The sequence below is a fragment of the Staphylococcus pseudoxylosus genome, from assembly GCF_044794325.1.
In the GTDB taxonomy this organism is placed as follows: domain Bacteria; phylum Bacillota; class Bacilli; order Staphylococcales; family Staphylococcaceae; genus Staphylococcus; species Staphylococcus pseudoxylosus.
This window is the reverse complement of record NZ_CP085024.1, coordinates 1,268,864-1,281,236: the sequence shown is the minus strand read 5'-3', so window position 1 is coordinate 1,281,236 and position 12,373 is coordinate 1,268,864. Positions and strand designations below refer to the sequence as shown.

The following is a 12,373-nucleotide window of genomic DNA, read 5'->3' as shown; positions in this document are numbered from 1 at the left end:
TTTAATTAATTAATTTTTAAAGTTAAAATAGATCATCAGCTAGCGCTTGTGTAGCTGAATCTTTCTCACTTTGGTAATCGCTTGTAATATATAATGTCTCAATTTCATCCGCAGCCTGTTGTACAAGTGGTTCAAAATCATAACCACTTTCATATTTTTCTACTTTTTCTAATTCCGGTTCAGTAACTGGATTTTTAGGAGTGAAAATTGTACAACAATCCTCAAATGGTTGGATAGATACATCAAATGTACCTATATCTTTAGCTTTTTTAACAATATCTTCTTTATCTAAAGTCAGTAAAGGACGTAATACAGGCGTAGATGTGACATGATTTATCGCATACATACTCTTTAATGTTTGACTTGCAACTTGGCCTAAATTCTCGCCATTTACAATCGCATGCGCGCCAATATCATGAACCACTTTGTCAGCCACTCGCATCATCATACGACGTGTTGAAGTCATGGTATAACGTTCATGAACTTCTTTGTTCACCTGTTTTTGTAGTGCTGTAAATGGCACAATGTGTAATTTAATTGGTCCAACATGTTCTGATAAAATTCTCGTTAGTTCGATTACTTTTTCTTTTGCTTTTTCACTTGTAAACGGCGGACTATGGAAGTGTATCGCTTCTACAGTAACACCCCTACGCATAACTTCTATACCGGCAACTGGAGAATCAATACCACCAGATAGCATTAATAAAGTTTTACCTCCAGTACCAACTGGTAATCCACCAGAGCCTGCAATCACTTGATCATACATGTAAATGGCATCTAAACGCACTTCAACTTTAATCACGTGATCAGGATTGTGTACATCTACATTTAAATAATCAGTTTCACTTAATACAGCTCCACCTAAAGTTCTTTGTAGTTCATATGTGTCATATGGGAAGTTTTTATCTGAACGCTTTACATCAATTTTAAAAGTGTCATTTTGTGCATACTCTTTAGCAAATCGGACAGCTAACTCTTTTGCCGCTTCTACTGTTTTATCTATTTTTAATACAGGGCTTATTGAATAAATACCAAAGACTTTTTTTAATCTGTTGCACATTTCTTCAATATCTGAACCTTCCGCTAATTCTATATACATTCTATCTCTATTTGCCTTTACCGTATATCCTTGTAATGGCATTAGTGAACGTTTTACATTTGAACGTAATTTGTTCACAAATATTTTACGGTTAGCTCCTTTTAATGTTAACTCCCCGTATCTAACTAATATATGATCATATATCATACTAATAAATCCCTCACTTCTTCATAAACTAATTTAAATTTATCTTTAAACCCTTGTATATCTTCTGATGTAGTATGACTTCCCATAGAAATGCGAATACTACCTTCAATTTGTTTTACTGGTACATTCATAGCCAATAACACTTCGTTAAGACTCGCTTTTTTAGATGAACAGGCACTTGTTGTCGATAACATAATGTCATTTTTAGAAAATGCATTTACTAAAACTTCTCCTTTAACACCTGGTAAGCCTATATTCAGTATATGCGGTGCACCTGCTTGGGGTGAATTAATCTTCACACCCGTAAAATGAGTTAAGAACTGGGTAAGTTCATCATGAAAGCGACGTAACTGACTATTTAATGCAGACGTTTGATTTACGGCTGCTTTCATTGCTTTTACAATCGCTATATCCATTGGCAAGTTCACTGTGCCACTTCTAACGCCATATTCTTGACCGCCGCCATGTACAACGGGTTCTAATTGATGAATATTACGAACAAAGAGTACACCTTGCCCTTTTAACCCATTAAATTTATGACCACTTAAACTAAGTGTATCTACGCCGTCAAATATTAACGGTATTTTACCTAGTGCTTGTACAGCATCGACATGTAAATGCGCTTTAGGATATTGATGAACAATATTAGCAATATCCTTAATAGGCTGTATTTGCCCCATTATATTATTAACATGCATACAAGTTACTAATCCCACATTGTCTGTCATTAACGTTTCTAAATGAGTCAAATCTACTTGGCCATCATCTAAAACATTTACATATTTAATAATAAAACCTTCTGTCTCAAGCGAACGAACTACTTCTAAAACTGAAGGATGTTCCAACACTGAAGTAATAATTTCATTGGCAAATAATTTTTTCTTATATGCGATACCTTTAATTGCTATATTATTACTTTCAGTAGCACCACTTGTATAGATAATATCAAATGATTGCTTCAAATCAAATAGATCTTTAATTTGTTGCTTTGATTGTTGCAGTAATTGTTCTGCCTGTAATCCAGCTTGATGTGGACTGTTAGGGTTAAAATATAGTGATTGATTCACTTTAACAAAGGTATCCAACACTTCAGGATTGGGTTTTGTCGTCGCAGCATTATCTAAGTATATCACCGCGTTCACTCCATTCATTATATATATTATAAACTACTTAGTATTCAACTTTGCTTCACGTAATCTTTTTAAGTTTTCCCTTTAGCATTATACTCGCTTTTATTAAAAAGAAAAGGGAGTGGGACAGAAATCAAATTTTCTAACATAGATTTCGTCGTCCCACCCCGGCAAAGGTGACTAGCATTGAAAAAAGCTTGATATAAGCGTATTTTCAATTCAGTCACCTACTGCCAAATTAAAAATAAGCCTGAGACATCTATTTATGTCCCAGGCTCCAACTTACTATATAATATGAGTTATAACCGTACTTAACCGATAATTTTTGATTCAATTTGCTTTGTAACACCTGGCTCTACGCTTTCTAAAGCTTGCTCAGAAATTTCAATCGAACGTTTGTAACGGTTATTTTTAAAGAGACGTTCTGCTTCGTTTAGGCTCTTATCTATATTCGAGCTGTCTTTACGATAACGGTTACCGTATTCAATTAATTTTTCGGCATAAACAGCATTCACAAGTACATCAGTAGCTTCATCTTCAAATTTATTCATTTGTAGTACTACTTTAGAAACTTTATCTTTTAGCTGTTTAACATGTATTGGGCGTACGCTGAATTTTTTATTTACTTCTCTTACTTCGTAATCAATTTCATTCTTCATGATAATAAAGCGTTCTGGTACACTAGGTAGGTTTGAAGCAAGTAACTTTCTGTACACTTCTTCTTTTTTACTTTGTACACGTAAGATATTTTCTTCTGCTTCTGCTTCATCTTCACGCAATTGAATTAAATGGTTTTGTAATTTTTCTTGTTTCTCATTTATAACATCAACATGTTCTTCGATATATTTCAAGTTATCTTGAACTTCGCTATATCTTACTGCTGATTTTGACATTTCTCTAAGGATATCATCGTATACAGCAATCATGTTTTGTATTTCATTTTCAAACTGTCTTACATTTTGAACATCGCTTTCATTAATATAATAATTTTCACGAACATATTCAATTTCAGTTTGTAGTGTATAATTCATTTCTTTAGCTCTAAATAAATTATCAGTAATAACTTCTTTTGTTTCTTCTACTTCATTTTTGGCTGTCACTTCATGTTCAATTAAATCGTACATCTCATCTAATCGATCATTAATACTATTAAGTTTCTCATTTGCTTCATCAAGTTCTAATCTACTAATCATTGGTTCAACAAAACTAAGTTCAGTCTTCAATGTTTGTAGCGTGCTGTCAATCTTGACATGGTCTAGATCATAACCTTCAACTTTTAGGTCTCTACAACCATATTTAAGATCTTGGAATTGTCCAGGTAATTCTTTTTGTGCTTCTCTAATCAAGTCAGGAATTTCGTCCATATCTTTTTTTAAATAATTCATATCATCATTTAAAGTTTTAATATGCTCATGTGCTTGATTATAGTTGCCTTCATTTTTTAATGTTTCGTATGTCTCCATTTCAGGTACAAACGATTCAATTTCTTGTTCAAGTGGCGTAGCTGCTTCACCAAATTGATGTCTATTTGCTAATACATCACGTTTCATTTCACGATAATCAGTTGTACATTCTTCGTATAAATGATCGCTTTCTTTATGTAGTCCTATAATATTTTCTACTTTTGTAGTAAGTTCATTATAGTTCGCTTCATATTGATCCATCATTTCGTGGGCTTCATCCACTTCGGTTTGCGCTTGTGAAAACTTAAATTTATCTAACAAACCTTCTGCGTTATGAATTTTTTCTTCTACTGGTACTAAATATTGGTTTTTACTATCTAATGATGATTGTTTTAAATTGTCATAGGTAGATTTTGTTTCACCAGTTAAATTTAACTCAGATAATTGAGATAAACTCTCATCATAAGGTAATTGTTCTACTTTTACTTTGCGTTCTTCTGCCTTTTCAATAATTTGGCTTTTGCTTGAACGCATATAGAACAATACACCAACAATAATCAGTATTATGACAATAATTGCTAAAATGATATACAATACCATACGTTTTCTCCTCCTATTTTATCACTATTTATTATAACGTAATTTACCTATGCATTAAAAGAGAAAATGAATTAATTCATATGAATATTTCAATATTTGCGTTAAATTCACCTCTAGTAATTATATGTATAAAGTTATTTAAAAAAAGCCCTTACAAATCATTTGTTTGATTACTATTAAAACAGTCTTTATACTAAATGAAAAGTAAAAAGTGAGGTTTTTGTATGTCAGAGGTTAAAGAAACCAATTATAATTTATTAGAAAAACAAGTTTCTAGTTTAATAGAAGACGAATCCAATTTAATCGCCATACTCAGTAATGTGTCTGCTTTATTAAATGATTCTTTAGATCAAGTCAATTGGGTGGGTTTTTATCTAATAGAAAATAATGAATTGATTTTAGGCCCCTTCCAAGGTCATCCAGCGTGTGTACACATTGCAATTGGTAGTGGTGTATGCGGTACCGCAGTAGCTCAAGATGAAACACAATTAGTAGCAGATGTTCATGCCTTCCCAGGTCATATTGCTTGTGATGCTAACAGCAAATCGGAAATTGTAGTGCCTATTCATCAAAATGAACAAGTAATTGGAGTATTAGATATTGATGCGCCAATCACAAATCGTTTTTCAGAAACGGATAAGAACGCATTAGAAAATATTGTAAAAACTATTGAAAATCAAATCGCATAAGTGTAAAAGAAAACTACTTTTCATTAAAATCCTCATTAGTTGTTGACAGTTCTTAATATCATGATACAATGTACTTTGTGTGAATAAACGAAATTAGCAGTTGTATATTATTTGGCACTATGTTGTTCCCAACGCGGACGTGCCGTGTAACCGTAGCTATGAGGCGAGGACACATAAAACAATATATCCAAATAAGCATGCAACACTCTTTTTTGTTTTTTCATAACAACAAAAGAGAAAAAGGAGGAGTCTACTATGGCTCGATTTAGAGGTTCAAACTGGAAAAAATCACGTCGTTTAGGTATCTCATTAAGTGGTACTGGTAAAGAATTAGAGAAGCGTCCATACGCACCAGGTCAACACGGTCCTAACCAACGTAAAAAATTATCAGAATATGCATTACAATTACGTGAGAAACAAAAGTTACGTTACTTATATGGAATGACTGAAAGACAATTCCGTAACACTTTTGAAACTGCTGGTAACCAACACGGTGTCCACGGTGAAAACTTCATGCAATTACTAGCTGCTCGTTTAGATGCAGTTGTATATTCATTAGGTTTAGCACGTACACGTCGTCAAGCTCGTCAAATCGTTAACCACGGTCACATCGAAGTTGATGGCAAACGTGTTGATATCCCATCATACACTTTAAAACCTGGTCAAGAAATCTCAGTACGCGAAAAATCTTTAAAATTAGATATCATCGCTGAATCTGTTGAAATCAACAATTTTGTTCCAGATTATTTAGAATTTGATGCAGACAATTTAAAAGGTAAATATATTCGCGTTCCAGAACGTAGTGAATTACCTGCTGAAATCAACGAACAACTTATCGTTGAGTACTACTCAAGATAAGCGTGATTATGTCGAACCAAGAAATCTTATTGATTTCTTGGTTTTTTTATTGTCTTCTAATCGTTAACTCTCCTCTTCCCTAAATAGTGATATAACGTCTTTAATTATGGAATGAACTTTTCAACATATTTATGTATATCAATAATATTATACACAGTTTATAATTACATCACGATTTACAATCTTACTATATTTGAGTATGATAAGCATATATAATTAAAGGAGTGTATATTTTGATTATTAGAGCTTTAGAAGAAACTGACCTAGAATTTGTACATCACTTAAATAATGAATATTCAATTATGTCCTATTGGTTTGAAGAACCATATCAATCATTAAGTGAACTGCAATCATTATATAAAAAACATTTATTGGATGAATCTGAACGTCGCTTCATCATAGAAGATGACAATGTTCGCATCGGGGTCGTAGAGCTAGTAGAAATTAACTTTGTACATAGTAATTGTGAGATTCAAATTATTGTCGACCCTCAATATAGCGGGCAAGGATATGCAAAAAATGCATTTAAAAAAGCAATTGACTATGCATTTCTAGTGTTGAACTTGCATAAGATTTACCTTTTTGTAGATGTTCAAAACGAAAGAGCAGTCCATATCTATAAAAGCCAAAATTTTGTTATTGAAGGCACACTGCAAGAACACTTTTATACTCGAGGAAAATATAGTAATTGCCATATTATGGGTTTACTAAAAAAGCATTGGATTAATACACATGAAGATAGTTAATTGTAAATAATCCATACATCTATAGTTAAATTAAAATATGTGAACTTTAGTTGAAATCAATTCATTTACAAAGTTCACATATTTTTTATATTAAGTTATTTTAATTTTGTCGGATTATCAGAAATTAAACCATCAACGCCTAACATGATTAACTTGTTAGCAATGTTCGGCTCATTAACAGTATATGGCATAACTGACAATTCAAGGTTATGTGCAGCAGTCATAAATTTATGATTTACTAAAGAATAATGTGGATTTACATAATCCGCATATACGGCAATTTTGCCAAAATTCGGCATTCTATACCAGTACTGCCTTTTGCTAATTAAAACGCCAAGCTTAAACCCCACTTTCATATCATAGAGATTACGAATACATTTTTGATCAAAAGATTGTATCATTACTTTTTCCTCAGAAATGTCATGTTTTTTTAGCTTATCAATTAATTGTTGTTCAATCCCTGGATAAACATGTGGTTGCTTAATTTCAATTAAAAGCTTTTGTGGGTAATTTTGAATTAATACCAACACTTGCTCTAACGTCATCAAATGTTGACCTTTAAATTTAATATGCTTAGTCACACCATAATCAAATTGCATCAAATCATTTAAACTATAATCTTTCACCTTGCCTTTACCGTTTGAAGTGCGATTTATTGTGTCATCATGAATCACAACTAAGTAATTATCTTTTGTTCTATGTATATCTATTTCTAGCATATCTATATCACTTTCTAATGCAGGTTCAAAAGCTGCTTGTGTGTTTTCTGGAAAATCAGTTGAAAATCCACGATGTGCAATCAACATTACTCTACTATCTTCTAAATAGTTATGCATGCTTATAATGCCCCACTTTCATTATCTCTTAGAATCGTCTAAACTAAAGTTATCATAATTATACTGGAGGTCAATCTATATGGTGCAACATGAATTTGTAGTACAAACAAATTGGTCAGGCGGCCGTGAATCAGTCGGTGACCTTAAAGGTGATGTTTTAAGTGAGCAAATATCAATACCCTCAGGACTAGGTGGTAATGGAACAGGCACAAACCCAGATGAGTTATTAGTATCCGCCGCTTCATCATGTTATATCATTTCACTAGCAGCTGTATTAGAACGCTCAGGCTTCAATAATATTACAATAGACCAATCCTCTATTGGAACAGCAATTTTTGAAAACGCAAAATTTCGCATGGATACAATCATACATTATCCAGTCATTTCAGTTGAAACGAATCAAAAAGAACTTTTGACTCAAAAATTACCTAAACTATTAAAGGTTGCAGACAACAATTGTATGATTTCTAATTCTATTAGAGGCAATGTTTCTGTAAAAATAGAACCAAAAATAAAATAATTTCAAAAAAATTTTATGTGTGACGGAATATGATTAAATTAGCAATGAATACCCTTACATTTGATTGATAACCTGTCTATTCCGTCTGTTTTTTTAATATTTGCACTTTTATATTATCTGAAAATTTGCTAAACTTGTACAATCTTAAGCATTGGGGGAATTACTCATGAAATATTATCATCCTTTGTTACTAACACCAGGACCTACACCAGTACCAGAACAAATTTTACATGCTACACAGTCACCTATGGTCGGTCATCGATCAAGTGATTTCGAAGCAATTGCTGAAGAAGCATTTCGTGCGCTTAAACCAATTTTTGGTGCACAAAATGATGTAATGATACTTACTTCCAGTGGTACAAGCTCACTAGAAGCAAGTATGCTTAATCTTGCAAATCCAGATGATGAAATTGTTATTATCGTAACTGGCGCATTTGGTAATCGTTTTAAACAAATTGCAGAAACTTATTACAATAATGTACATATTTTCGAGGTCGAATGGGGTAAAGCTGTCAATGTACCTGACTTCATAGATTTCTTGGAATCTTTAAATACTAATATTACGGCTGTTTACAGCCAATATTGTGAAACTTCAACAGCTGTATTGCATCCCGTAAGCGAATTGGGCCATGCTCTTAAAGCATATGATGAATCTATTTACTTTGTCGTCGATGGCGTAAGCTGTATCGGTGCAGTAGATGTTGATTTACAACGTGATGCAATTGATGTCCTTATCTCAGGTAGCCAAAAAGCAATCATGTTACCACCCGGTTTAGCATTTGTAGCTTATAATGATCGTGCTAAAAAACGCTTTAGTGAAGTTACAACGCCACGTTTTTATTTAGACTTGAACAAATATTTAAAATCACAGTCTGAAAACTCAACACCTTTCACACCTAATGTTTCGTTGTTTAGAGGTGTAAACGCATATGCAAAATTAGTTGAAGCAGAAGGTTTTAGTAATGTAGTCGCTCGTCATTATGCAATTCGTGATGGTCTTAGAGAAGCATTGGCAGCACTAGAATTAGATTTACTAGTCGAAGACGAATATGCTTCGCCTACTGTCACTGCATTTACTCCTAAAACAAAAGATGAATTAAATTTCATCAAAAATGAATTAAAAAACCGTTTTGCTATTACAATTGCTGGCGGTCAAGGTCACTTAAAAGGTGAAATATTACGCATCGGTCATATGGGGCAAATCTCTCCATTTGATATTTTACAAGTAGTTTCAGCATTGGAGATTCTGTTAACAGAATTTAGAAATGAATCTTATGTTGGTAAAGCAATCACTAAGTATATGGAGGTCGTCAAAGCTTATGTATAAAATTTTAGTATCTGATCCAATCTCACCAGAAGGTTTAAAAAGTTTAATTGACCATAAAGATTTTGAAGTTAAAATTAATACAGATTTAACTGAAAATGAATTAATTGAAGAAATTAAAGATTACCAAGGATTGATTGTACGTAGTCAAACACAAGTCACTGAAGCTATTATTGAAGCGTCACCTAACCTCAAGGTAATTGCTCGTGCTGGTGTTGGTGTAGATAATATCGATGTGGATGCCGCTACCAAAAATGGTGTGATAGTAATCAATGCACCAGATGGTAATACAATTTCTGCCACTGAACATTCAATGGCAATGATTTTATCGATGGCACGAAATATCCCACAAGCACATCAATCATTAAAAAATGGAAAATGGGACCGTAAGACTTATAGAGGTACGGAACTTTTTAATAAAACACTTGGTGTAATCGGTGCAGGTAGAATTGGACTTGGTGTTGCAAAACGCGCACAAAGTTTTGGGATGAATATATTAGCCTTTGACCCCTATTTATCAGAAGATAAAGCTAAAGAATTAAATGTAACACGTGCAACAGTTGAAGAAATTGCAGAACAAGCAGATTTCGTTACTGTGCACACTCCATTAACGCCTAAAACAAAAGGTATCGTTGGTAAAGCATTTTTTGAAAAAGCAAAACCAACATTACAAATCATCAATGTAGCGCGTGGTGGTATTATTGATGAAGAAGCATTAGTAGAAGCTTTAGATAATGATCAAATACAAAGTGCAGCGATTGATGTTTTTGAAACTGAACCAGCAACTGAATCCCCTCTTGTAGAAAATGAAAAAATTATTGTTACGCCTCACTTAGGTGCTTCTACAGTTGAAGCACAAGAAAAAGTAGCTGTATCAGTTGCTAATGAAATCGTAGATATTTTTGAAAACGGTAATGTATTAAATGCAATAAATGCACCACGTATGACTTACAGTGAAATCAATGATGAGTTAAAGCCATATATCGAATTAAGCAAATTAACAGGTGAGGTTGGCATCCAACTACTTGAAAAAGCACCTCGTGAACTCCACATTAAATACGAAGGTGACATCGCGCTAGATGATACAAGTTTATTAACTAGAACATTAGTATCAGGTGTACTAAAACGAGATTTAGCTGAACGTGTTAACTTGATTAATGCGTTAGTACTTCTAAATGAACAAGGTGTATCTTATAATATTGAAAAAAATACAAAACACCGTGGTTTCAGTAATTATATTGAATTAACACTTATCAATAAAGATAAACAAATCAAGATTGGCGCTACTGTATTAAATGGTTATGGTCCAAGGATCGTTCGTATTAATGATTATCCAGTAGACTTTAAGCCTGAACAATATCAACTTGTAATTAATCATAATGATAGACCTGGTATTGTAGGACGTACTGGTCAAATCTTAGGTGAATATGGCATTAACATTGCCTCTATGCACCTCGGCCGTACTAATCAAGGTGGTAACGCACTAATGATTTTATCAATCGACCACCCTGTAACAGAAGATGTTATTGACGGTTTATACCAAATTGAAGGTTTCAATTTAATTAGAAGCGTAGAATTAGAAATTGATAATAATATTAATTACAATATTTAATGCTCTTTCCTTTTAAATACATGTAATAACATAAGCGCGAGTAAGGAATTTAATTAAAATTTCTTACTCGCGCTTTTTAATGCTCAATCATTCTCATTTTAATGTAGCTCAAGACATTATAAGGCGATACTAAACTATGTTATTTAATATACATTAGTTTTAATGTTTTCAACTTGATCATTACTAAACTATTATTCTTAATTTATTCAGACATAAAAAAAGACACATCTACAAATTTATAATCATTTTTAAGAAAATAAATTTGCAATGTGTCAGCAATCATTATAATAAAATATTTCTTATCTCACCTACGTGATCGACTATGTAATCTGCTTCATAAGCTTCTAGTTCTTCACGTGCGTTTTGACCTTTCAATCCAGTTAAAGGACCAATAAAAGTTGCGCCAATTTTTTTGGCGCTTAGCAAATCAGCTAATGAATCCCCTACTACAAAGACTTCATTTTTAACAACTCGATTTTCTTGATTAGTTGCATACTTTCTATAATCCTCTTCGAAATTGCCTTCAAGTGTTGCCAAATAGCTAAATGGATTTGGTTTACCTAAAGGTTTCAATTCAGGATAAATATCTTCAGCAATTAGTACTTCGCTTGCAGTAACAATGTGTTTATCTTCGAATATGTCTTTAATACCAATTGTATCAAATGGAACTAACGTTTCCGTGCGCGGTCTCCCTGTGGCAATCGCGATATGATATCCTGCTGCTTTTAAGTCTTCTAACAATTGCTTAATCTCATCAACTGGTCTTAACACCACTTCATTATATATGTAACCTTTTTTAAAGTCAGAACGATTCAATTTTTGTTCAACCTCATTATAAAGTTGATGACCTAGGTACCATTCTTGATAAATTTCCTGTGAAAGTAACCAAAATGGACTTTTCAACTCAAATAGTGCTGTTTGTTGTGTGTCTAACTGTTCACTCACATACTTAATCAAGTCCTGATATATATTATCTTTACCTGTACGCACATGTTCTAAAAATGATAATGGTGCGTCAAAGTTCAATGTTATATCAGAAATTTGATTCCCTATTTTTTGTAATGTTGCTTGTCCAAAATTTTCAGGATTTAAAATTTCTGCTAATGCATCAGCAGATAAAGTTTTACAAATATCAACGAAATGAATAGCTATTACAACAAATAGCATATCCCAATTTGAGTTTAAACCAAGTGATTTTAGCTTAGTTAATATCTCATCATGATAGAATACAATATCCCTGATTTCTGTAATTTGTTCATCACTCAAATTTTCAAATGGTATCGATGGATCTAACCCAATATAATCCTTACTCATAAGCATTTCATATACGGTTAACGCCGATACATCAAAACACCTTTCTTCACTTAAAAAAACGCCATCAACATCAAATAATACCGACTTCATACTAC

General features: G+C 32.8%; 11 protein-coding genes. 6 read left to right on the top strand and 5 right to left on the bottom strand.

Features of this window, described 5'->3' with window-relative positions; all coding sequences use genetic code 11:
• Window positions 1–22 precede the first annotated feature (22 nt).
• The 3 genes from thiI to ezrA all read right to left on the bottom strand — a co-directional run bounded on the left by thiI (window position 23) and on the right by ezrA (window position 4,379).
• Complete coding sequence (thiI, locus tag LG295_RS06155; protein WP_107531102.1) at window positions 23–1,246, bottom strand: tRNA uracil 4-sulfurtransferase ThiI; 1,224 nt, start codon at window positions 1,244–1,246, stop codon at window positions 23–25.
• A complete protein-coding gene (locus LG295_RS06150) occupies window positions 1,243–2,379 on the bottom strand; it encodes a cysteine desulfurase family protein (RefSeq protein WP_107557901.1) in 1,137 nt (378 codons plus the stop codon). The genes thiI and LG295_RS06150 overlap by 4 nt, the downstream gene beginning before the upstream one ends.
• Before the next feature lie 308 nt (window positions 2,380–2,687).
• Entirely contained in the window at window positions 2,688–4,379 is a 1,692-nt protein-coding gene (ezrA, locus tag LG295_RS06145; RefSeq protein WP_107531104.1) for a septation ring formation regulator EzrA, read from the bottom strand.
• Window positions 4,380–4,603: 224 nt separating this feature from the next.
• Here ezrA and LG295_RS06140 point away from each other — a divergent pair, with 224 nt between their 5' ends.
• From LG295_RS06140 to LG295_RS06130, 3 genes are all read left to right on the top strand, one after another.
• The gene (locus LG295_RS06140) at window positions 4,604–5,068 is read left to right on the top strand and encodes a GAF domain-containing protein (protein WP_107531105.1); all 465 of its coding nucleotides are present in this window, start codon (window positions 4,604–4,606) and stop codon (window positions 5,066–5,068) included.
• Window positions 5,069–5,323: 255 nt separating this feature from the next.
• The gene (gene rpsD / locus LG295_RS06135; protein ID WP_017722144.1) at window positions 5,324–5,926 is read left to right on the top strand and encodes a 30S ribosomal protein S4; all 603 of its coding nucleotides are present in this window, start codon (window positions 5,324–5,326) and stop codon (window positions 5,924–5,926) included.
• A 233-nt stretch (window positions 5,927–6,159) separates the two neighbouring features.
• Window positions 6,160–6,672 carry a GNAT family N-acetyltransferase gene (locus tag LG295_RS06130; RefSeq protein WP_107558250.1) on the top strand — a complete coding sequence of 171 codons (513 nt, stop codon included), beginning with the start codon at window positions 6,160–6,162 and terminating at the stop codon, window positions 6,670–6,672.
• A gap of 95 nt (window positions 6,673–6,767) precedes the next feature.
• Here the strand turns inward: LG295_RS06130 and LG295_RS06125 are convergent, their stop codons facing one another.
• Window positions 6,768–7,508 (bottom strand): glycerophosphodiester phosphodiesterase family protein, encoded by a 741-nt coding sequence (locus LG295_RS06125; protein ID WP_318832801.1) that lies wholly within the window; start codon window positions 7,506–7,508, stop codon window positions 6,768–6,770.
• A gap of 79 nt (window positions 7,509–7,587) precedes the next feature.
• Here LG295_RS06125 and LG295_RS06120 point away from each other — a divergent pair, with 79 nt between their 5' ends.
• The 3 genes from LG295_RS06120 (at window position 7,588) to serA (ending at window position 10,964) form a co-directional block, all read left to right on the top strand.
• Window positions 7,588–8,028, top strand: a complete 441-nt coding sequence (locus LG295_RS06120) for an SACOL1771 family peroxiredoxin (RefSeq protein ID WP_107531451.1) — start codon at window positions 7,588–7,590, stop codon at window positions 8,026–8,028.
• 166 nt (window positions 8,029–8,194) lie between these two features.
• A complete protein-coding gene (locus LG295_RS06115; protein ID WP_318832800.1) occupies window positions 8,195–9,355 on the top strand; it encodes an alanine--glyoxylate aminotransferase family protein in 1,161 nt (386 codons plus the stop codon).
• Window positions 9,348–10,964, top strand: coding sequence for a phosphoglycerate dehydrogenase (gene serA / locus LG295_RS06110; RefSeq protein WP_107531449.1), 1,617 nt, complete (start codon window positions 9,348–9,350; stop codon window positions 10,962–10,964). The genes LG295_RS06115 and serA overlap by 8 nt, the downstream gene beginning before the upstream one ends.
• Window positions 10,965–11,246: 282 nt before the next feature.
• Here the strand turns inward: serA and LG295_RS06105 are convergent, their stop codons facing one another.
• Window positions 11,247–12,368: an HAD family hydrolase gene (locus tag LG295_RS06105; RefSeq protein WP_107558253.1), complete on the bottom strand. Its 1,122-nt coding sequence runs from the start codon at window positions 12,366–12,368 to the stop codon at window positions 11,247–11,249.
• Between the last annotated feature and the right edge of the window lie 5 nt (window positions 12,369–12,373).